This is a genomic window from Streptomyces sp. DI166, from assembly GCF_900091315.1.
Lineage (GTDB): Bacteria > Actinomycetota > Actinomycetes > Streptomycetales > Streptomycetaceae > Streptomyces > Streptomyces fuscus.
The window spans coordinates 1-22,054 of sequence record NZ_FLSP01000118.1 but is presented as its reverse complement, the minus strand read 5'-3'; the positions used below and the strand labels follow the sequence as shown (position 1 = coordinate 22,054).

Genomic DNA, 22,054 nt, shown 5'->3' with positions numbered 1-22,054 from the left:
CCGCCGCGCCACCGCCCGCGACGGCCAGCACGACGACCGCGAGCCCGAGGGCGACGCCGCCGAGCACCCGGTGCCGGGGCGCGGCCGGGACCTCCTCGGCAGGCGCCGGTGCGGTCCCGCGGCGGCGCCGTACGCCCCGTACGACCGTGAGCACGAGCAGGGCGAGGAAGAACAGCAGCATCCCGAGCAGCAGCACCGAGCACACCACCCGCACCATGGACGGCACCGGGAGCACGCACAGCAGCAGCGCGGCGTTGGTGACGGCCAGGCGGGCGGGCCAGGCCCGTTCGAGTCCCGCGGTGGCGGCGCGCACGGCGGCGGGGCCGCCGCCCAGGACCACGGGTACGAGGAAACTGAGGGCGCCGAGCAGCACTTGGGCGATCCACCCGGCCGCGAGCGGCGCGGTCAGCAGGGAGACGCGTTCCGAGACCGTCGGCCAGGACGGGGTGGTGAGGAGGATGCCGGCCAGGGCGGTGAGGGAACCGGCGAGCCAGACACAGCCCGCCGCCACCGACCAGGCGGCGAAGGAACGCGGCGCCTTCACGCGGGCCTCGCGCAGCCAGGGGCGGCCCGCGACGACCAGCCCGGCCGCGTACCCGGCGACCCCCGGGGCGGCCAGGGGCGGCGGGGCGAGCAGCGCGGCGGCCACGGCGGCGGCGAGCCCGGTCAGCAGGACGGGCAGCGCGGCGCGCCCCGCCCGTTCGGCGCCGTCCGCGACGCGGGTGCGCAGCATCGTCGGCCACAGGGTGATGAGGGTGCCCGCCACGGTGAGGCCGACCCAGCCCAGCAGATTGATCATCTCGTGCGCGATGAGCAGCCGGTCGGAGAGGTCGCCGGGGAGATCGCCGCGGGCCATGAGCACACCGAGCGCCGCGCCCACGGGGAGCAGGGCGGAGGCGGCGACGTAGTAGCGCACGGTCATGGAGAACCGCCCGGGCAGGGCCCGCCGCAACAGCCGTACCAGCCACACGGCATGGGCGGTGACGGCGGCGGCGACCAGGCATCCGCCGAGGAGGACGGCGTACCAGCGCTCGAAGAACATTCCTCCGATGACGCCGACGGCGCCGAGGTTCAGGCACACCAGCCGCAGCGCCGCCGGGGTGCCCCGGTTGGCCTCGGGCAGGCGGAGCACGGAGGCGGCGAAGTGGCCCGACCAGATGACGACGGCGTTGGTGACCGCGCCGAGCAGCAGGGTGTGGACGAGCAGCCAGGAGGCGTGCGGCAGGAAGTGATGGGCGGTCGCGATCGCGGCGAACAGGCCGAGCCAGGCGAACACGATCGCGTTCACGCCGAGGTGCCAGAGGGCGCGGGGGGACCGGCCCGGGGGCTTCGGCGCGGGGCCACTGGCCGTGGCGGGAGACAGGTCTGTGGTCACCGGGGGGTCCTCGAACGGTCGGGCTCGGCGAGGGGGGTCGGGGAGGACGTCTCGGGGGCGTCGGGGGCGGGGGCCTCACGGACGGACGCTGTCCGGGCGGAGGCTGTACGGGAGGAAGCCTTACGGGTCGCCCGCACCGATGCCGTCACCGCTGTCAGCAGGAACACCAGCACCGCCGCGATATTGAGCACCCCGCCCACCTGCCAGGCCCCCCTGACCTCCCTCAGGTCACCGACCAGCACCCGCAGGGCCAGGGACAGATGCAGCAGCCAGGCCGCCACCGCGAAGGACGGGTGGTACGGCAGCGGGCGTCGCAGTACCGCGGGCAGGATCACCGGCGCGTGGGCCATGATCATCGACATCACGAAGCCCAGGAAGACGGCGTGGACCACCGCGTCGTAGCGCGTGCCGTCGGTCACCGGACCGCCCAGCAGCCACAGCGCGCCGGCCAGCCCCAGCCACGCGTACCCGGCGAGCAGGCAGGCCGCGGTGAAGCGGGGCAGGCCCGTGGAGCGCAGCAGGCGCCGGGCGACGTCGTACGCCACGAGCCAGGCCACCAGGGTGAGCAGCGCGAGGCCCAGAATCAGCGTGCCCGTCGTCGGCCACATCAGGGTGCCGACGACCCCCGTGACGACCGCGCCGACGCACGCCAGGAAACTCTGCTCCGCCGACGGCGCCAACGCCCCCACCCGCGCCAGCTCCAGCCGCTCCCCCGCGATCGTCAGCACGAGGAACGCCGCCAGCCACGGCAGCAGCCGCGGGACGTCCAGGCCGCCCAGCCACAGCAGTGCCGCGCCCACGGCGCACACCGCACCGGCGCCCTGTGCGAGCAGCGCCGCGCTCGGCTGCCGCCGCCAGAAGCGGACGTACAGAAGGCAGAGGGCGGTGCACCCGGCGACGAGCAGCAGGCGCGGCACGGCCAGGTCGATGGGTGCGAGCAGGAGCAGGCCCCCGGCGCCGAGGCAGGCGGGAGCGGCGTACGGCAGACGGCCGCCCAGGGCGACCGCCCGTTCCAGGGCGACCAGCGTGCCCGCGAAGCCGAGGACCAGCAGTACGCCGTGGACCTTGGGCAGCCGGTCGGCGGTGACCGGGGCGGGGAGTTCGAGGAGGACGAGCGCGGCGTCGAGGCCGGCGAGCAGACAGAGGCCCGCGGCCAGCATCAGGGGAGCCCTTCGGGCACCGGCCCGCCGGGCGGCGGCGGTCACGGTTCGGCCGCCTCGGACAGGTGGAGCCGGCAGGCGCCGGGCTCCGCGAACGGCAGCAGCTCCACGTCCTGTTCCGCCTCGCTCAGGGCGCCGAGCGCGGCCCGGGCGAGGCCTTCGTGCACTCCGCAGATGACGCCGGGGTACTCACGGGCCGTCTCCACGAAGGGGCACCGCGTCAGCCGTACCCGCAGTGCCCGGTCGTCGTCCGCCTCCGGCGCGAAGCCGATCTCGGCGAGCAGGTCCAGCAGCCGGGTCCGCGCCGTCCTCGGGTCGGCGGCCCGCTCCTGCCCGGCCGTCAGCACGCGCCCCCAGCTCTCGCCCGCGGCCAGCGCGTCCGCCCGCGGGTCGCTGCTGGAGCGGGCGATCTGTGCGGCGAGTACGGCGGCGAGCCCCGCGTACTCCCGCGCCGGGGACTCCTGCGGCGAGCGCGCCCGGTACCGCCAGGCGGGACGGCCGCGCCCCGACGGCGCGGACCGCTCCCGCGCGGCGAGCCCGTCGACGACCAGGGCGTCCAGATGCTCGCGGACGGTGTTGACGTGCAGGGCGCAGACCTGGGCGAGCACCGAGGCGCTCACGGGGGCGGCCTGGCCGCGCAGGTGTTGCAGTACGCCGCTCCGCTGCCGGGACAGGGGCAGCCGGTTCGAGCCGGTGCCGGGGAGCGGGCCGCTATTTTCCACGGACATGCCCGTACTATATCGCCGCCCGCAGATCACCGGCTCCACCGCCGTCACCACTCACAGACGTAGGACAGGTGCCGGTCGACCCGCTCACGCACCTCCGTCAGCAGCGCCGCCGGCCGAATTCCCGGCGCCAGCGCGAGCAACGGCAGCACCAGCCCGTTCTCCTTGGCCACGTGCTCCTCGAACAGCACCTGCAGCGCCCGCGCGTCGGCCACCGCGCCGAGCAGAGTGGGAGCGGAGCCCAGGGCGTCGACGAGCGCCGTCAGACAGCTGTGCTCGGCGACCAGGCTCTCGATCAGCAGACGGCTGTCGGGCAGCCGGCGCGCCGCGGGGTAGATCACGGCCTCCTCGGCCGCCGCGTACGGCAGGATCTCGCGCTCGCAGAAGGCGACGAGCCCGGCGCGGATCCCCGCCGCGGCCCCGGGGTCCCGCTCCGCCGCGTCGAGCAGCGCCGCCACGTGCCGGGCCAGGTCCCCGGCCAGCCGGACCAGATGCGCCTCGGCGGCTTCGAGGGCGGCGGCGTCTTCGGGGGCGGACGCGGAAGTGACAGCGCTCATGCGGGGTGCCTCCAGCGGTTCACGGCCGGTCGGACCGACCGGAGCGGGCAGGAGCCGACTCGTCCGCCACGTCCCGTACGCGTCGGCGCACCGCCCGCCAGCTTTTAAGCGGGGCTCCGGCGCCGGGACATGGCGGACGGCCGACCATCCGGCGGGAAGACATGGGACGACCGGATGGCGACCGGACCGGGAGCGCGTCGCGCCCACCACAGCGCCGGTGGATCACACGAGGCCGTGACACTGCCGTGGGTTCTCGACGGTCCGTGGAGCTCCCGACCGGTCGCGGTCCAGCATTCACGCACCGATGCCCCCGGCACCTGGGCCGGACGGTCCACTGATCGGGCCCGCCCGGTGCTCTTCCGCGCCCCGAACAGGGCCGAACGGCCGTGCCGAAAGAGGAAGGTCGGCCCACTCGGCACGGCCCCGTACCCGTCTACCGTCCGACCTCATGGACAACGGCCCGCACTCGGACCACGCGCACATCCGCACCCGGCAGAACCGCCCGGCCCCCGCCGGTCGGCCGGTGCGTCGATGTCAGGCGTGCTGACGGGCCACGAGGCGTGAGCCACGCCGCGTCCTCCCTCCGTCTTCCGGTACGGCGAACGCCCGCTCGGGGCGCGAACCGTGGCGCACGCACAGCCGCCCCTCCCCGCTCCGGTCCGCCCCGCCAGCCACGCCTGACGAAAGACGCGCCATGATCCTCGAAGACCTCCGCACGGCCTGCCGCAAGGACCCGGCGCTGCACGGCGTGCACACCGTCGAGGTCCTGCTCTACCCGGGGCTGTGGGCGATCTGGACCCACCGGATCGCTCACCGGCTGCACCGCCTCGGCCTGCCGTTCCTGCCCCGGCTGCTCTCCCAGCTCTGCCGCGCACTGACCGGCATCGAGATCCACCCGGGCGCGGTCATCGGCCGCCGCTGCTTCATCGACCACGGCATGGGCGTGGTCATCGGCGAGACGGCCGTCGTGGGTGACGACGTGATGCTGTACCACCGGGTGACCCTGGGCGGCACCGGCTGGTGGACCGACACGAAGGGCGCCCGCCGCCACCCCACCGTCGGCGACCGGGTCGTGCTCGGCGTGGGCGCCACCGTGCTCGGCCCGGTCCACGTCGGCCACGACACCACGGTGGGCGCGCACGCCCTGGTCCTGCACGACGTCCCGGCCCACTCCTGCGTACGCGCCGCCCAGCCGCACACCACGGCCCGCACCAGAACCTCCGCGCCCCGCGCCGACGCACCCGCGTCCCCCACCGGCACCGACGCCGACACCCCTGCATCGCGCACCCCCACCCGCACCGAACCCCCGCCCCGCGCACCCCCGACACCACCCCCCGAGGACGACGCACATGACCGCCATCCACCCCTCCGTCACCGCGCTGATCGGCCGTACGCCCCTGGTCGAACTGCGCCGCTACGGCGCCGGACTCCCGGTGCGCCTGGTCGCCAAGCTGGAGTCCGCCAACCCCGGCGGCAGCGTCAAGGACCGCATCGCGCTGGCGATGACCGAGGCCGCCGAGGCCACCGGCAGACTCCGGCCCGGTCAGCGGATCGTGGAGCCGACCAGCGGCAACACCGGTATCGGCCTCGCCATGGTGGCGGCGGCCAAGGGTTACGACGTCACGTTCACCATGCCGGAGAGCATGAGCCAGGAACGGCGTGCCCTGCTGCGCGCGTACGGCGCCGACCTCGTCCTCACCCCGGCCGCCGAGGGCATGCGCGGCGCGGTCGCCCGGGCCGCCGAACTGGCCGAGCGGTACGGCTGGTTCATGCCACAGCAGTTCGCCAACCCGGCCAACCCCGACGCCCACCGGCGCACCACGGCGCAGGAGATCTGGCAGGACACCGAGGGCGGTGTCGACGTGCTGGTGGCCGGTGTCGGCACCGGGGGCACGGTGACCGGCGTCGGACAGGTGCTGAAGGAGAAGAAGCCGGAGGTCACCGTGGTCGCCGTCGAGCCGGAGGACTCCCCGGTCCTGTCGGGCGGCACCCCCGGCCCGCACCGCATCCAGGGCCTCGGCGCCGGTTTCGTCCCCGACGTCCTCGACACCGGAATCTACGACACCGTCTGCCGCGTCTCCGTCGACCAGGCCCAGGAAGCGGCCCGCGCCCTGGCCCGCACCGAGGGCATCCTGGCGGGCATCTCCAGCGGGGCGGCCCTGCACGCGGCCCTCACCGTCGCCCGCCGCCCGGAGCACCGCGGGGCCCTGGTCGTGGTCGTCCTGCCGGACACGGGCGAGCGGTACCTGAGCACGGACCTGTTCGACTGACGGGAGGTCAGGCCCCGGTGTCCCGTACCCCCACGAGGCCGGGACACCGCCGGCGCAGCTCCCGCTCCAGCCGCTGATGCAGGGTCAGCCAGGAGGCGGGGCACCCGCGACAGGCGCCACCGAGGCGGACGGTGACAACTCCCCTGTGCACACCGACCAGTTCGATGGCTCCGCCGTGGGACCGGGCGAAGTCACCGACGGTTCCGGCGAGTACGTCACGCGCGGCGGCGTACAGCAGTGCGTCGTCAGCGGAGCGGGAGCCGGTGCCGGTGTCTTTGCCGTCGGCCGGGCCCCACTCCGCGGGCTCGGCCAACGCGGCATGCAGCGCCGTACGGACCGACGCCCCGTCCCGCCCCCAACTGCGCCCCGCCCCGAGCCGGGTGACCACGGCCGCCGGTTCCGCCGTGACCCGTTCCAGCGTGCCGTCGGCCAGCAACGCGGCCAGTGCGGAGGGGACTTGGGCGAGCAGGCCTTCGCAGGGCAGCAGACCGGCGGGGACGATCCAGCGCAGCGAGTCCGGTTCGCCGGGCACGCGCTGGGGGTGGAGGGGAACCACGTCAGCCGCCCGCCAGAACGGTGACCGTCCGCGCCAGCCAGGCCATCACCCAGGCCAGCGCGGTCAGATAGCTGAAGGCGATCACCGGCCACCGCCAGGTGCCGGTCTCCCGGCGCAGAACGGCCACGGTGGCCATGCACTGCAGGGCGTAGACGAAGTAGACGAGCAGAGCGGCTACGGTGGGTGCGGTGAACACCGGCTCCCCCGCGCGTGGCCCGTCGGAGTAGGTCATCTCGCGCAGCGCCCGCGCCGGATCCTCCGGGTCCTCCGCCGCCGCGACCTGTCCGAGGGTGGCGACGAAGGTCTCCCGGGCGCCCTGTGCGGACAGGACACCGATGTTGACGCGCCAGTCGAAGCCCAGCGGCTCGAAGACGGGGGCGACGGCACGGCCGAGCCCGGCGGCGTAGCTGTGGTCCACGGAGTAGGCGGAGACGGCGACGGGGTCACCGGTGTCGACGCCCGCGGCGCGCAGGTGCGCGGTGGACTGCAGCGGCAGGTTGAGCAGCAGCCACAGGACGACGGCGGTGCCCACGATGACCGTCGAGCACTTGCGCAGAAAGGCCCGCGCGGAGGACCACATCGCCACCAGCACCGCGCGCGGGGCGGGCAGGCGGTAGGGCGGCAACTCCATGTAGAACGGCACGGGTTGACCGCGCCGGTCCCCGATCCGCTTGAACACCCAGGCGGCCAGCAGCGCGGAGACGGCACCCAGCAGATAGAGACCGAACATGACCAGGCCCTGCGCGCCGAACGGCCCGACCTTGCGGGAGGGTTCGACGAGGAGGCCGATGAGCAGGACGTAGACGGGCAGCCGGGCCGAGCAGGTCATCAGGGGCGCGGCCATCATGGTGGCCAGCCGGTCACGCGCGGAGGGCAGCGTGCGGGTGGCCATGATGCCCGGGACGGCGCACGCGAAGGACGACAGCAGCGCCACGAAGGCCCGCCCCTCCAGTCCGAACCGCGCCATCACCCTGTCCATCACGAAGGCGGCCCGCGCCATGTACCCGACGCCCTCCAGCAGGGCGAGCAGCAGGAACAGCAGCACGATCTGCGGCACGAAGACCAGAACGCCGCCGACCCCGCCGATCAGGGCATCGCCCAGCAGCCCGGCCAGCCAGGCAGGTCCGACCCGCTCGGCGACCAGCTCCGCCAGCCGCGCGAACAGCGACTCGACGCCGTCCTGCAACGGGGCGGCCAGGGTGAACACGGTCTGGAAGAACAGCACCATCACGGCGAAGAACACGAGCGTGCCCCACACCGGATGCAACAGCACATCATCCACCCGCCGGGTCACCCGGTGCCGCTCCGGGGCGCGATAGTCCGCGAAGGCGAGCACGGACTCCACCCAGGCGTCCCGTTCGGCGGGATCGGTGGGCGGTGCCAGGGCGGGTGCCGTCCACGCCCGCCACCCGCCCATCAGCTCCCGCAACTCCGAGACGCCGTACCCCCGATGGCCGACCACGGCCACCACGGGCACCCCGAGCGCCTGTCCCAGCGCCTCGACATCGAGCCGCCCCTGCCGCCGCGCCAGTTCATCGGTGAACGTCACCACGACACAGGCCGGCAAGCCACGGCCGAGGACCTGCGCGACGCACCCGAGTGACCGCCGCAGCGTGGTGGCGTCCACGACGATCAGCACCGCGTCCGGCCGGGGCACCCCCTCCAGCCGCCCGTCCAGCACATCAACGGTGATCCGCTCGTCCGGACTGACCGGCTCCAGCCCGTACAGCCCGGGCAGATCCTCCACGACGTACCGCTGCCCGCCGACCCGACAGCTCCCGACGAACCGGGACACGGTCACGCCGGGATAGTTCCCGGTCCTGGCCCGCAGCCCGGTCAGCCCGTTGAAGACACTGGTCTTCCCGGCATTGGGACTGCCGACAAGAGCGACCCGGGGCACCTGTACGAGATCCGCCCCGGCCCCCACCCCGGTGTCATGACACCCCGCGCTCACGGCTGCCCCTCGACGACGTACACGCACGCGGCCTGCGCCCTGCGCAGGCACACCTCGTAGTCCTTGACCCGGTACACCACCGGGTCCCGCAGGGGCGCCCGCCGCACGACCTCCACGACCGCCCCGGGCACGAACCCGAGATCGGCCAGCCGCCGCGCCACCGCCGGCACCTCACCGCCCACCACTTCGCTCACCGACCCACGAGCCCCGGGCTCCAACTCGGCCAAAGCACGCTGTACGCCGCCCATCCGCCTCTCCCACACCTCACCGGAAACGCAAGAAAGGTAAGCCTCGCCTTACTCCCCATGCATGGGCACATCGGCCTCCACCGGGGGGCCACCCGGCCCTGCTCTGCCCGGTCCTACGCGCTCATGTCGACGCCGGGAACGGCGCTCACTGACCCGGCGGAAGCCCCCGCAACGTCGGCAGCAGCGCCAGGGCCACCCGCAGATCCAGGGTGTCGCTGTCGATGCCGCGGCCCAGGATCTGCTTGGCCTGCTGGACCCGGTAAGTCACGGTGTTCGGGTGGATCATGAGCCGTTCCGCGGTCCGTGAGCGGCTGCTGTTCTCGTCGAGATACGTCGCCAGGGTCATCGCCAGCCGGAACGTGCCCGCGTCGTCGGCCGCGAGCGGCCCCAGCACCCCGGTGACGAAGGTGCGGGCCTGCTCGGGGTCGACGGTGCCGAGGGCGGCGACGGCCACGTCGCGGTAGCGGGTGACCGGCGCGGCATGGGGTTCCGACAGCGTCACCACCCGGCGGGCGTGCGTGGCCTCGATGTGCGTACGGCGAAATCCGTCCAGCCCCGGTGCCGGGCTGCCCAGCGCGACCCGGACCCCCGACGGCACGGCCGGCCGGGCCGCGTCCAGGTCGGCGTCGGTGAAGGGGGTGGCGCGGCTCAGCCATGCCGCGTAGGACTGCGGCCCGAGCGGGTGGGTCAGTGTGGCGTCCGCGCCGATGACCTTTCCGGCCGCCGTCACCGCCTGCTCGACGGCGGAGTCCGCCCGCCCGTCGGAGGATGCCTCGATCCCCCAGGCGATCACGCCGAGGTGGTGGCGGCCCAGTTCGTAGCGCAGTCGGGACGCCGCACGGCGCTGGTCGCGCTCGCGTCCGGCCAGGATCGCCGCGATCGCCTCCGCGCGGGCCGCCGTGGCGCTGCGCAGCCATGCCTCCCGCTCGGCCGTGTACTGCCGCTCCGTGTGGGTCACCGCGGCGTCGGCGTACGCGAAGAGCCACCTCGACGCCAGGTCGACGGCCCGCGCCTGCTCGGCCGCGTCTGCGGCGCGTGCGGTGATCCGGCCGAACATCCACTGCCACAGCGTCTCGTGGCCGAGCCGGTAGGAGCGCAGCATCGCGCCGAGGGCGAGCTGCCGGTGCACTCCCGAGCGGGTCGCGGCGACGGTCGCCGTGGGCAGTTCGGCCAGGCGCGGGTCGCCACCGCGCTCCAGTGCGGCGGCGATCAGCCGGAAGTGGGCCTCGTTGCTCTCGACGTGCTCGGCGGCGGAGTCGGCGTCCGGGAAGAACTCGGGGGCCTCGGCGCCCAGGGCCTCGGTCAGCCGGCGTGCGAGAACGGGCGCCTCCCGCGCCATCTCGACCGCGACCGGGCGCAGCACCTCCTGCCAGGTCCTGAGCGCGTCGGGTGTGCGCAACGGCGCCCACTCGGTGTCCACGGGCCGAGTCTATCCAGCCACCCCGCACCCGGCGGCCCGGCCGATCACGGCACGGTCGATCACGGCACGGTCGATCACGGCACCGCCGGTCGCCGCCCCCGGCCTGTGCGCCCCAGCCCTCTGCCTCCCAGCCATGCGCGCCTCGGCCCTTTGTGAGCGGGCGCCAAAGAACCCCCCAACGTTGGCGCCCCAGTACAAGCCCTCCGGGACGGGCGCGCAATAGCGTCCCGCCCATGCCCGCACCCGGCGCCCGGGCCCCGGACCTGCACGGTCGTACACGCACCGTGCCCGGAACCGGCCCCGGCGCCGCTCCCGCACACCCGCCCGCGGCACCCGCCCCGAGAGGTCGCACCCATGTCCAAGGAACACTTCACCGATCAGGAACTGGCCGACGTCAAGGCGGCCCAGCGGCTCGCCTACGACGCGGTGGCCGCCGTCGAGGCGCAGCTGTACGAGGGCATCACCGAGAAGCAGGCCGCGCAGGCCATCGAGGACTGGCTGCGGGAGCGGGGCGTGCGCCGCTTCTTCCACTACGGCTTCGCCTGGTTCGGTGACCGCACCCGGTTCAAGAACTTCGTGAAGGCCGAGGGCGGGGCGCTGTCCAGCATCCTCAACCCGAAGATCGCCCACTTCGGCAAGCAGTTCCAGCCCACCGACCGCCCGCTGCGCCGGGGCGACGCGGTGATCCTCGACGTCGGCCCGGTCGTCAACGGCTTCGCCTGCGACATGGGCTACTCGTGCAGCCTGGGCGGCGAGGAGGACGAGGAGTTCCACGCCGCGCGGATGGCGCTGGAGCCGCACCGCGCCCTCATCCTCGACCTGGTCCGGCGCGGGGAGCCGCAGTCGCGGATCTACAAGGAGGTCGACGCCCTGATCGCCGAGCAGGGCTACGAGAACATCCACAGCTACTACCCCGGCTCGGTCATCGCGCACAAGGTCGGCAAGGTGCCCGGCACCCGTCTGCCCACGTTCCGGATCCAGGGGTTCAGCCCCCAGGCCATCGCCTACCTCAGCGGCCATCTGCTCGCGTCCACGCTCCGCCCCCGGCTGAACCGGACCCCGCTGTGGGGGGAGACCTCCGACCGGCCGTGCGAGCCGGGCCTGTGGGCGGTCGAGCCCCACCTCGGCAAGGGCGACATCGGCGCCAAGTGGGAGGAGCTGCTGGTGGTGACGGAGGACGACGCCTACTGGCTCGACGACGACCTGCCGCACGTCCGCTACTGGCAGCGGCACCGCACCGCCTGACCACCGGCCCGACACCCGCTCCTGGAGGAGAACACCATGCCCGACCCGCAGACCGACCCCGCCGAACTGGCCGCGCGAGCGTTCCTCTTCGCCTACCCGCTGGTGCTCATGGAACTGACGAAGCGGCAGTTCACCGCGCCGGGAACGGTCGGACCGGGCCGCGCGCCGGTCAACACGTTCGCCCATGTGCCGGCCGCTCCGGACGCCTCGTTCGAGGCGGTGGTCAGCCCCAACGTCGACACCCTGTACTCGACGGCCTGGCTGGACCTGTCCGCGGGACCCGTGCGACTCTCGCTGCCCGACACCGGCGACCGCTACTACCTGATGCCGATGCTCGACGCGTGGACCAATGTCTTCGCCTCGCCGGGCACACGTACCACCGGCAACGGAGCCGGTGAGTTCGTGGTGGTCGGTCCGGGCTGGGAGGGCGAACTGCCGGTCGGCGTGGAGATCGTCGAGGCCCCGACGTCCACGGTGTGGCTCATCGGGCGGACGCGGACCGATGGGGTGGCCGACTACCCGGCCGTCCACGCCGTCCAGGCCGGTTTCCGGCTGACGCCGCTCGACGGCTCCCGCACCCCCGCGACGGACCCCGGACCCGGCCCGGTAGACCTGATCACCGCCCCGGTCGACCAGCTTGCCGCGCTCGACGCCGCCACCTTCTTCGCCATGACCGCCCACCTGCTGGCGGCCAACCCCGCCCGCCCCGCCGACGCCCCGGTGCTGGAGGCGATGGAACAGCTCGGAGTCGTCCCCGGCCGGCCCTTCGACTGGGACGCCCTCGCCCCCGAGGTCCAGAAGGAGATCACCCGCGGCACGGCGGAGGGACTGCGGCAGATCGAGGAGGCCGGCCGTCGTCCGCGCGCGGAGTTCCACAACGGCTGGCTGCACGCGTACGACCTCGGCGAGTACGGCACCGACTACCTGCACCGGGCCTCGATCGCCTGGGTGGGCCTCGGCGCCAACCTCGCGGCGGACGCGCTCTACCCGCTGAGCCGGGTGGACGCCGACCTCAGGCCGTACCACGGCAGCCACCGCTACGCCCTGCACTTCGAGGCCGGCGCCCTGCCCCCGGCGGACGCCTTCTGGTCACTGACCCTGTACAACGACCGCCAGTTCTTCGTGGACAACCCGCTGAACCGCTATGCCATCGGCGACCGGGACGCCCTGGAGTACAACCCCGACGGCTCCCTGACCCTGCTGATCCAGCACGACTCCCCCGGCGAGGCCCGCGCGTCCAACTGGCTCCCCGCGCCAAAGGGTTCCTTCAACCTGATCATGCGCCTGTACCTGCCGGGACCGCGGGCCCTGGACGGCCGCTGGCACATGCCCGGAGTCCAGCGGATCGCCTGACCCACGAGGTCACACCCCCTGTTCGGCCCATCCACCGCACCGGCCCGCGCGGGCCGCCGCTCTCTCACGGAGGCCCCCCATGGGCACGCCCTCACTCCCCCGCGAGCGGGACGAGGACATCGAGGAAGCCGACCCGTCGGCGTCCCCCGTCTCCCGGCGCTACGCGTGGATCGTCTTCGCGCTCGCCTTCGCCCTGGCACTCACGGACTTCATCGACCGTCAGATCATCGTGGCCGCCTTCCCGTACCTCAGGAAGGAGTGGGGACTGTCCGACACCCAGCTCGGCGCCCTGATGTCGGTCGTCTCGGTGACCGTGGCCCTCGGCGCCCTCCCGCTCGCCCGGCTGGCGGACCGCTGGAGCAGGGTGAAGTCGATCGCGCTGATGGGCTCGGCCTGGAGCGTCGCCGCACTCGGGTGCGCCGTCAGCACGGGCTACGCCCCACTCGTCGCCGCCCGCGCCGCGCTGGGCGTGGGAGAGGCGGGCTACGGCCCGGCCGGCGGCGCGCTGATCGCCGGTATGTTCCCACGACGTCTGCGGGCGACGCTGATCGGCGCCCTCCAGGCGGCGGCACCCCTGGGCGCCGTGATCGGCGTGGTCTTCGGCAGCCTGATGATGAGTCACCTGGGCTGGCGGACCACGCTGGCCGTGTTCGCCGCCCCCGGCCTGCTGCTCGCGCTGCTCTTCCTGCGCGTACGCGACCCCCACAACCCGGCCCGGGCCGGGGCGGCCACGGCACCGACGGTCGGCGTACGCGCCGTGACCACCGAGCTGTTCCGCTCCCGGACCGCGGTCAGCGCGTACTTCGGCGGCGCGCTCCAACTCGTGGTGCTCTCCACCCTGTACGCGTGGCTGCCCAGCTACCTCACCGCGGAGTACGACTACTCCGAGGCCCGCGCCGGAGCGGTCTCCGCCGTGGCGATCATCGCCAGCGCCTTCGGCACCGTAGTCCTCGGCAACCTGGCCGACCGGGCGGGTGCGGCCCGCAGCGCCGACAAGCTCCGCGTCCCCGCCCTGGTCACTCTGGCCGCCCTCGTCCTGCTGACCGTCGCCTTCGCCTGGATACCGCCCGGTCCCCTGCAACTGTGCCTGATCGTCGCCGGCACCTTCTGCGTGACCTCGGCCGTGGGACCGGTCCCCGCCGTGGTCATCGACGTGGTGAGCCCCGCCGTCCGCGCCAGCGCCATCGGCATGGTCGCCCTGGTCAACAACCTCTTCGGCCTGGCCGTCGGCCCCCTGCTCACCGGCTGGCTCTCCGACACCTACGGCCTGCCCACGGCCCTCGCCCTCATGCCCCTGTGCTGCGCGGCCTCAGCAGCAGCCCTCTGGCACGCCTCGCGGACGTACGGACGGGACCTGAACCAGCAGCCCGACAACGCCCCGCCCACCATCGCCCGCTGAACCCACCCCCTGCCTCCGGAGACCCCATGCTCAACCTCGTCACCATGCTCGAAGACAGCGCCCGCGCCGTGCCCGACCGCACCGCGGTGGTCCTCGGCGACCAGCGGCTGACCTACGCCGAACTGGACGCGGCGGCAGGGCAGGTGGCCGACCTGCTGCGTTCGCTGCACATCGAGCCGGGCGACCGGGTCGCGCTCTCCTGCCCGAACCTCCCCTGGTTCCCGGTCGTCTACTACGGCATCCTCAAGGCCGGCGCGGTCGTCGTCCCGCTGAACGTGCTGCTGAAGGGCCGGGAGATCGCCTACCACCTGGCCGACTCCGGAGCGAAGGCGTACTTCTGCTTCGAGGGCACGGCGGACCTGCCGCTCGGGCAGGAGGGCTGGACCGGTTTCAACGACTCGGAGAGCTGCGAGCACTTCTACGTCCTGACGGCCGTACCCACCACCGACTCCCCGATCGAGGGAGCACAGACCCTGACCACCGCGCTGGCCGGCCGGAACCCGGAGTTCGACACCGTCCCCACCGAGGCGGGCGACACCGCGGTCATCCTCTACACCTCCGGCACCACCGGCCGCCCCAAGGGCGCCGAACTCACCCACGCCAACATGGCGCTCAACGCCCTCACCTGCCTGAAGACGCTCGGCGAGATCGAGCACGAGGTCCACCTCATCGCCCTGCCCCTGTTCCACTCCTTCGGCCAGACCGTGCAGATGAACGCCGGACTGGCCGCGCGCTCCACCCTCGTCCTGCTGCCCCGCTTCGACGCCGCGGCCGCCCTGGCCCTCATGCAGCGCCACGAGGTCACCTTCTTCGCGGGCGTCCCCACCATGTACTGGGCGCTGCTCGGCGAGGCCACCTCCGGGACCTCCGACATCGACGTGGCGGCGATCGCGCGCAACCTGCGCAGGGCCATGGCCGGCGGTGCCGCGCTCCCGGTGGAGATCCACCGCCGCTTCGAGGAGCACTTCGGCGTCACCATCCGCGAGGGCTACGGCCTGTCCGAGACCAGCCCGTTGGCCACGCTGACCCCCGTGGGCGAGCCGGTGCGCCCCGGTTCCATCGGGCTTCCGGTGTGGGGGGTCGAGGCCCGCCTCGTCACCGAGGACTGGGAGCCCGTCGAGGGCCCCGACGAGGTCGGCGAGATCACGGTCCGCGGGCACAACGTCATGAAGGGCTACCTCGACCGCCCGGAGGCCACGGCCGAGGTGATGCGCGACGGCTGGTTCCGCACCGGGGACCTGGCCCGCCGTGACAAGGACGGCTGGTTCTACATCGTGGACCGCGCCAAGGACATGATCATCCGCGGCGGTTTCAACGTCTACCCGCGGGAGATCGAGGAGGTCCTGCTCACCCACCCCGCCGTCGGCATGGCCGCCGTCATCGGCGAACCCCACGAGCGCCACGGCGAGGAGGTTAAGGCCTGCGTCGTCCGCGCCCCCGGCGCCGACCTCACCGAGGACGAGCTGATCGCCTGGTGCAGGGAGAACATGGCGGGCTACAAGTACCCCCGCCTGGTGGAGTTCCTGGACACCCTCCCCATGAACGCCACCGGCAAGATCCTCAAGCGGGAGCTTCGGACGCAGCGCCCCTCGTGAGGGAGATCGTGGGGTTTCCCTCCGGCCTACGGTCGCGACGGATGCGTCAGGCCCCGTCGGGGGGAGGCAGGTCTCGCAGCCGGCGTGCCTGGATGTCGTAGTCGCTGAGAACGTGTCTGAGCTGTTCCAATGACTCCTCGGGGATGTCGGGGGGAGCGGACTCGGCCACGAAGCGGGCGGCGGCCACGAGTGCCGCGAACTCGAAGGCGTGGCCGGTCGCGTGCAGGACCCCGGGCCGGGCCCACTCCAGGCGCACGATCAGCCCTTCGAGGCGAGGTAGTTCTTGACCTCGCCCAGTTCGCGCTCGAAGTCGTCGTAGTCCTCGCGGATGCCGTTGAGGTACGCGCTCCAGCCGAGGCTGTTCTTCGCGTAGTGGACGGCCTCCTGAATCTCTTCGTCGGTGGCCCCGAACAGCTTCGCGGCCTCGGTGTGGAAGAGCGTGCAGTAACGGCACTTCGTCTCGGAGTGCAGCGCGATCCCGATGAGCTCCTTGTACTTGTTCGGGATGAGCGTCTCGCCGAGTTCGAGCTTCTTGAAGATCTCCCACTCGTAGTCCATCAGGTCATCGGGGATGCGGGAGAAGAAATGAGGCACAAGACCGAGGGTCTCCTTGATCTCCGCCTCGACCTCGCTCCGGCTACGGCCCGCCATGGCGATCACTCCTCTCAGCCGCGCGGAACCGGCACCCCTCCTTCCACGCTAGAACGCACCCCCGGTAGCTGCGACTCCTGCGGCGGCCACCTCGCCACGTCACTGGGACGGCAGACCGGCGGCGAACGCATGACCTTGATCGATCCGGCCGGTCAGCCCCTCGTCCCCGGACCATCAGCTCGTCCCCCGGGGCCCACCGTCACTCGACCGTGGGCTCCTCGGCCGCCACCAAACCGTGCGTGACGATTTACCAGCGACCGCGCAGCAGCTCAGCGGCCCTTCGCGGCCGGTTCGAGGATCGCGACGCACTCCACGTGATGCGTCATCGGAAAGATGTACAACCGGCAAATCACAAGGGAACATGCAGGTCAGATGGCGTTTCGCACCTACACGTGAGACCCCTCGTGCGTCATACGTGCGTCAACGTAAGCCGCGATCATCAGGGGTCGCCATCCCACTTCGGCGCAGGGCTCCCTCTACGACAGCACGAAGGCCCTGCCGGTTCGGAGCGAACCAGCAGGGCCGAAGGTACACGGAGCGTCAACGCCTTAGACGGCGTCCCGCCGAGTGGTGTAGTCGGTCGAAGGCCGTGGACGCTGTCCTCTTCCGCTTCTGCGCAAGAACCACCCACCGTGACCAGCACAGCGGTGTCGAACCGACAGCTGGGGGGAGTCGTGACGACCTTCCTATGAGGTGGCCGTCTCGTAGGCGAGGTCGTGATCCGCTCGCCACTGGCCTGCGGGATCACCATCGCGGCAGGCCATGTCACGGACACCCTCATCGACACGAGCGATCCTGCGAATCTGCCAGGCGCGGAACACCAGTACCAGCCCGCCCGCGCAACCCAGCAGCCCCGTCGGGGATGTGTACCCGTCCCGTAGCACGAGAACGACCCCCAGAAGGACCGCCACAACGGCGGCCAGGCTCAGGAGAACCGCGTTGCGGCGGTTACTGCGCCGGTCGCGTTCGATTTGCTCCCTGCTGCATATAAGAGCCCTCATCGGTGCGCCGCAGCCCGCACAGATGAAATTTTGCCACCGCGCGCCGCTCGGCGGCCGTCTGGGGAAGGGCGTCAGCGTCTCGCGCCCACCACGGCGACAACGGAGCTGCACGCGGGGCGACTCGGTGAAAGCCAACTCGGACACGCTTCCCGCCTTGCTGCTTGCGACGTCGGCAAGACTTGCCAAGGATATAGACCTTATGTGTCCTGGCTGCACGCATCGACCGGTCCGCCTCACGGCGTCTCGCCGGGTGGTATGGCCGGTCGTCGTAAACGCGGTGCCGCACCGGGTGAGTACTCCGTGATCACCCACCTGAAGATCACCCCGGCACGGTTACACCACTACAAGGGGCATGACCACGCCTTAGCTTGCGATCACCGCCTATCGGTCATTGCCGAGCGGCCTCGGTGGGCACCACGAGCTGCGAATCGAGCCGTGTCCACGCGCCGAGAACGGCCTCGTGCGCATCAGGCGCGAGGTGGGCATACCGCTGAGTGGTCTGATAGCTCTCGTGCCCCAACAAGTGCTGCACCTCATACAGGGACACCCCTTGTTGCACCAGCCACGAAGCGCATGTGTGACGCATGGAGTGCGGCGGATACTCGGGAACAGCTCGCCGCTTGCCTTCATCAAGGAAATGGGCGTCCCGTACGGCAGGCCACCACGTCTGGCGCCGCCAATTTCCGTCATCGAGCAATCGGCCGGCTCGCCCCTTAGTGACCGTGGTGAAAACGACACCGCCACGATCCCTTCCACGCATGTGACGCGACAGAGCATCAAGGACATGGGCAGGCAAGGGAACTTCCCGACGACTCTTTGCAGTCTTGGGGTATTCTTTGATACCCGATTTCGTGTTGACCTCGACGACAAATATTCGCGACCGCCGCCAGTCGATCCTCTTCCCATGGAGCCCCGACAACTCACCCCACCGGAGGCCGGTATAGAAGCCGAGCAGGGCCATTGTCTGCCAGGGTTGCGGCAGCTCATCGAGAATCGCCTGGGCCTGGTTGAGCGTAAACCACTCTGGAGGCTTCACAATTTCCGGTGGCAAGTCGATGCGTCTGCACGGCGTAACTGCGATGATGTCCTCATCTACCGCAGCCTGCATCAGCGAATGCATCAGGTTATACGAGCGCCGGATCGCCGATGCACCCTTTTTCTCAAGAATCAACTTGCGGACCCACGTCTGCACGTCAATACGGCCTATCGCCCGCATCTCCCAGTCCGCCCAGTACGGCATTACATGGTTGCGTATTGAGGAAGCATCTCCGCGAAGCGTGTGCGGCTCAACAACACGCGCCTCCCACCAGCGGTCGTGCCATTCCCGGAATTTTAGCTTCCCGCCACGCGGATCCCCGTGGACGCCTCGCCGATATTTGGCCTCCCGCTCAGCACCCCAATCCCGCGCTTGGTCCTTGAGCGTGAATGTCTCGGTCTCCCGGTCGCCCGCCGGCGTCCTTACGGTCGCTTGCCACTTCCCCGACGGAAGCTTACGCAGGTAGGCCATCTTGCCTTTCTCAACTCAACTGACACATGGACGCATCGGGCTATCTCGCCCGAGTGGCCGAGGAAACGACAGAGGTAGTGCGCCGTTCGACCAGGGCCTTCACATCACTTCCGGGAACACGCACGCGAGAGCGCTCCGTACCCGTACGCAGGTCGATAGCCGAAAGCTCCCCCAGAGCTATATACCGGTAGACCGAACGTCGACTCACGTCCAATATCTCCGCAACGCTCTGTATTGATAGCAATTTGTCGCACACGGCTAGCTCCGATGGATAGGGCAGGTCAACGGCCAGCCCGCACGCGATCCACCGCCAAGCAGTCGGTGCGGACGCCCTAAACGATCCAGAGAATCCCCGGTTTCGGTAACCGGGGATCGTGGTCTATATTCCGCTCGGCGACCGAGGACTACGAGGTAGGCCGGTAGGTGAGAGCGGGGTGCACGTCGTCGCCGACCAGGACCTCGAGCCCGTTCTCGGTGCGCCGACTGAGATTCCGGACCACGACGCGTTCGGGGGCGCCTACGGGTCGGGCGATGTCACGGGACTCAGCTCCCAGGTGGGCCGCGACGTCCGCAGACACCACCAGGTCTTGGCGATGTCCGCGCTGCACCAGGTCGTGCCGGAGAGGCCGGCGGTGCAGACGCAGAGGCACAAGGCCGCAGAGAGGGCGGCGAGTCCGCATTGGTCTGGGCGGTCCAAACGTTCATGGCGCCGACCGCCAGGAGGGTCGGGGGGGGTGAAGCGGGCCGATAGAAGTGCGGCTTTCGGCAGGTGAGCCTCCTTGGTAGGGACCGTGGCGCGAGACAGGCCACTGAGAGCGGCGCCGAAACATCTGGCACCCTCACCGCCTGGAACGTCTCTGACCTGGTGTTTTACGAGGGCTTGTACGTTGACATGACCTCCGCCAGTGATTCCAGTCCCTTGGGGCTCTTTCTCGTCTGCCGTGGGCGAATCAGCCCTCGGACCTGCGGCGAGGCCGCTGGTTCCACCTGTCGCGCAGAGACACCGCGGATTCCAATTACTCGACCATGCCGCCATAGATCAGCAGCTGAAATAAATCGCCCACATGTTCGCCTCTGAAGCATTGTCAGTGCCGTGTCCTAGCGTGAATTGCCAGTCGAGCGAATGATGTTGGGGGGCTCTCTGTGTTCTTTGGCGAGTCATCGGCGGCGTACGAGAGCATCACGTCGCGGATGAAGGCGCTGGCCGTGGTTCGGCCACTATTAGCGCTCGATGAGAGTCCGGCGAAGCGGGAGCGTGGCTGGGAGGAGTACCGGCTGGCCGAACTCGCCTTGGCAGCCATCGACTTCGTGACGCTGCGGATTGGGGCGCGGACGGCAGTTCGGCAGGAAGCCGTGGTGGAACAGGTGGCTGAGTCTGCGGCGCTCCAGGTTCCCGGGCGGGCGGGTACCGAGTATCGGGAGGTCGCGCGCTGGCTGGTGGAGCGGATGATCAACACCGAGAGACACGACCGGTGCTTTCGGCACGAGATCGGCAGCGTGACAAGCGACGGCTTCGTCGTCAGGGAGTTTCCGTTCCAGATCCTCAAAGACGTGCCGGACGAAGCCGGGCAGGCCGCGCTGACCGTCACTGATGCGGCCATCACGGTGCTCGTCCATGCGATCGATGTGGACATCGCGTCCGAGCAGATCGCGGCGGAGGCCAAGCTGGCCGCGCTGCTCAAGCGCGCGCGGATCGGCGAGGCGTGGCAGGCCGCCCGCACCGCCCACGTGCAGAGCATCCGGTACGCGAAGGAGCTGCTCGACCGCATGGAGGAGATGAAACGCAACGTACGGGCCATCGACTGGGAGGCAGATCTTGAGGGCCCGCTGAAGGAGGCGCAGGAGCACGTTGAGGAGAGGTCTCGGGCCGAGACTCAGCTGAAGGCGCAGGTGGCGCAACTGCTCGCAGTTACGGAGGAGGAAGACAAGCGGCAGCGGCTGGAGTCGCTGGATGCACTGATCGAGGATTGTCTGCAGCGGCACCTGATGCTCATCGACATGCTGCTCAGGGTGGTTCCGGAGTTCCGACGCCAGCAGGACCGGCAGATCTTCGTACCTCCCGTGATCCATGCACGGGTGCACTTGCGCAGCCAGCTCCTGGAGCCGGCGCTTGAGCTGAGTATCGACGACAGCGAGCGGCCCCTGGAGGCGTTCGTACGCGGGGTGCTGGGTCCGGTACGTCCGCGAGTGATGTACCTGCCGGACTACTTCGAGGCCCTCACACGGATGCCGGAACAGGCCGAGGTTGAGCTGGTGGCGGTGGGCGCACCGGAGGACTGGGAAGACACGTCCGATCCACCGAGGTTCGACGACGCGCAGCATGCATGGGTGGACAGGCTGCTTTCAGCTGTCCCCGGGGAGGGCGTGCGACTGTCTCGGTTGCTCGAGCGTGCCCGCCAGTGGGGCGAGGGCAGAGGGCCTGGTGACGACACTGACCATCTGCTGGCTATGGAGACCGCGCATCGGTTTCGGCATGTTCCGGTCGCCGAGCTGGCGCGCGGTGAGGAAGCCGTCGTTGTCGTGGATGACGGGACTGAGTTGGACGACACGGTTTTCGGTGGCAGCGACTTCCTGTTGTTGCCGGCCACGGGTGAACCGGTCTCTGACAACGTTGATGCGACCCCGGACATACAACCGCCCCATTCGTCAGAGTTTGCACCCCTCACCACGAGCGACGATCTGGAGCCTAGTGCATGACGCAGTACGACGATGTTGCCGCAGCCGCCCGGATGGTGGCTCTGGCTATGACACGCGGCAAGTCCCCAGGGCGCTCTGGAGACTACGCCCGCCTCGTGCGGCGGTTCGATACGGAACCGGAATTCGCACAGCTGGTACGGAAGGTCGCGCAGGGCTTCGACCTCACGGTTCAGGAGGTACACCCGCAGGCGGGGCTGGTCCTGGCGACCACGAACGAGACGGACTTTGCCGTCTCGGTCACCGACCTCGTACCGAATGCGGAGAACCGGCCGCTGTACCTGCTCGCCCACCTGGCCATCGCATCGCGGGCCTTCCCTCGTCCGGAGAACTTGGACGACGAC

At 71.0% G+C, this 22,054-nt stretch carries 17 protein-coding genes and 3 pseudogenes; 8 read left to right on the top strand and 12 right to left on the bottom strand.

Annotation, left to right across the window (positions count from 1 at the left end; genetic code table 11):
* The 4 genes and pseudogenes from GA0115233_RS35375 to GA0115233_RS35360 form a co-directional block, all read right to left on the bottom strand.
* Positions 1–1,375, bottom strand: a pseudogene (locus GA0115233_RS35375) (hypothetical protein); the annotation flags it as partial.
* Positions 1,372–2,580, bottom strand: coding sequence for a hypothetical protein (locus tag GA0115233_RS35370; RefSeq protein WP_176712053.1), 1,209 nt, complete (start codon positions 2,578–2,580; stop codon positions 1,372–1,374). The pseudogene GA0115233_RS35375 and the gene GA0115233_RS35370, both read right to left, overlap by 4 nt.
* On the bottom strand, positions 2,577–3,263 hold the full coding sequence (locus tag GA0115233_RS35365) for a helix-turn-helix transcriptional regulator (protein ID WP_093724431.1): 687 nt from the start codon (positions 3,261–3,263) through the stop codon (positions 2,577–2,579). Before GA0115233_RS35365 ends, GA0115233_RS35370 begins: the two co-directional genes overlap by 4 nt.
* Positions 3,264–3,307: 44 nt before the next feature.
* Entirely contained in the window at positions 3,308–3,817 is a 510-nt protein-coding gene (locus tag GA0115233_RS35360) for a hemerythrin domain-containing protein (RefSeq protein ID WP_093724430.1), read from the bottom strand.
* Positions 3,818–4,511: 694 nt separating this feature from the next.
* On the opposite strand from GA0115233_RS35360, the pseudogene epsC reads away from it, so the two are divergent.
* Both epsC and cysK read left to right on the top strand, forming a co-directional pair.
* A pseudogene (gene epsC, locus GA0115233_RS42275) lies at positions 4,512–4,937 on the top strand (serine O-acetyltransferase EpsC); the annotation flags it as partial.
* 229 nt (positions 4,938–5,166) lie between these two features.
* Positions 5,167–6,087, top strand: a complete 921-nt coding sequence (cysK, locus tag GA0115233_RS35350) for a cysteine synthase A (RefSeq protein WP_093724429.1) — start codon at positions 5,167–5,169, stop codon at positions 6,085–6,087.
* Between the two features lie 7 nt (positions 6,088–6,094).
* Here the strand turns inward: cysK and GA0115233_RS35345 are convergent, their stop codons facing one another.
* The 4 genes from GA0115233_RS35345 to GA0115233_RS35330 form a co-directional block, all read right to left on the bottom strand.
* A complete protein-coding gene (locus GA0115233_RS35345) occupies positions 6,095–6,619 on the bottom strand; it encodes a NifU family protein (RefSeq protein ID WP_218063609.1) in 525 nt (174 codons plus the stop codon).
* Between the two features lie 25 nt (positions 6,620–6,644).
* Positions 6,645–8,543, bottom strand: coding sequence for a ferrous iron transporter B (locus GA0115233_RS35340; protein ID WP_255310458.1), 1,899 nt, complete (start codon positions 8,541–8,543; stop codon positions 6,645–6,647).
* A gap of 50 nt (positions 8,544–8,593) precedes the next feature.
* Entirely contained in the window at positions 8,594–8,845 is a 252-nt protein-coding gene (locus tag GA0115233_RS35335) for a FeoA family protein (RefSeq protein ID WP_093724426.1), read from the bottom strand.
* Positions 8,846–8,990: 145 nt separating this feature from the next.
* On the bottom strand, positions 8,991–10,265 hold the full coding sequence (locus GA0115233_RS35330; protein ID WP_218063605.1) for a PucR family transcriptional regulator: 1,275 nt from the start codon (positions 10,263–10,265) through the stop codon (positions 8,991–8,993).
* Positions 10,266–10,619: 354 nt separating this feature from the next.
* Between GA0115233_RS35330 and GA0115233_RS35325 the strand changes: the two genes are divergently transcribed.
* The 4 genes from GA0115233_RS35325 (at position 10,620) to GA0115233_RS35310 (ending at position 15,857) form a co-directional block, all read left to right on the top strand.
* Complete coding sequence (locus GA0115233_RS35325) at positions 10,620–11,510, top strand: M24 family metallopeptidase (RefSeq protein WP_093724425.1); 891 nt, start codon at positions 10,620–10,622, stop codon at positions 11,508–11,510.
* Positions 11,511–11,546: 36 nt separating this feature from the next.
* On the top strand, positions 11,547–12,863 hold the full coding sequence (locus GA0115233_RS35320) for a DUF1254 domain-containing protein (protein WP_093724424.1): 1,317 nt from the start codon (positions 11,547–11,549) through the stop codon (positions 12,861–12,863).
* Between the two features lie 79 nt (positions 12,864–12,942).
* Entirely contained in the window at positions 12,943–14,262 is a 1,320-nt protein-coding gene (locus GA0115233_RS35315) for an MFS transporter (RefSeq protein WP_093724423.1), read from the top strand.
* A gap of 26 nt (positions 14,263–14,288) precedes the next feature.
* Positions 14,289–15,857 carry a long-chain-fatty-acid--CoA ligase gene (locus GA0115233_RS35310; RefSeq protein WP_093724422.1) on the top strand — a complete coding sequence of 523 codons (1,569 nt, stop codon included), beginning with the start codon at positions 14,289–14,291 and terminating at the stop codon, positions 15,855–15,857.
* Between the two features lie 46 nt (positions 15,858–15,903).
* Here the strand turns inward: GA0115233_RS35310 and GA0115233_RS35305 are convergent, their stop codons facing one another.
* From GA0115233_RS35305 to GA0115233_RS35285, 4 genes are all read right to left on the bottom strand, one after another.
* Entirely contained in the window at positions 15,904–16,113 is a 210-nt protein-coding gene (locus GA0115233_RS35305; protein ID WP_093724421.1) for a hypothetical protein, read from the bottom strand.
* 2 nt (positions 16,114–16,115) lie between these two features.
* Positions 16,116–16,508: a carboxymuconolactone decarboxylase family protein gene (locus tag GA0115233_RS35300; RefSeq protein ID WP_141689618.1), complete on the bottom strand. Its 393-nt coding sequence runs from the start codon at positions 16,506–16,508 to the stop codon at positions 16,116–16,118.
* A 1,389-nt stretch (positions 16,509–17,897) separates the two neighbouring features.
* Entirely contained in the window at positions 17,898–19,016 is a 1,119-nt protein-coding gene (locus tag GA0115233_RS35290) for a tyrosine-type recombinase/integrase (RefSeq protein ID WP_093724418.1), read from the bottom strand.
* A gap of 40 nt (positions 19,017–19,056) precedes the next feature.
* Positions 19,057–19,272 carry a helix-turn-helix domain-containing protein gene (locus tag GA0115233_RS35285; RefSeq protein WP_093724417.1) on the bottom strand — a complete coding sequence of 72 codons (216 nt, stop codon included), beginning with the start codon at positions 19,270–19,272 and terminating at the stop codon, positions 19,057–19,059.
* An 887-nt stretch (positions 19,273–20,159) separates the two neighbouring features.
* Here GA0115233_RS35285 and GA0115233_RS35275 point away from each other — a divergent pair.
* Positions 20,160–21,713 carry a hypothetical protein gene (locus GA0115233_RS35275; RefSeq protein ID WP_093724415.1) on the top strand — a complete coding sequence of 518 codons (1,554 nt, stop codon included), beginning with the start codon at positions 20,160–20,162 and terminating at the stop codon, positions 21,711–21,713.
* Positions 21,710–22,054 (top strand): annotated as a pseudogene (locus tag GA0115233_RS35270) (hypothetical protein); the annotation flags it as partial. The gene GA0115233_RS35275 and the pseudogene GA0115233_RS35270, both read left to right, overlap by 4 nt.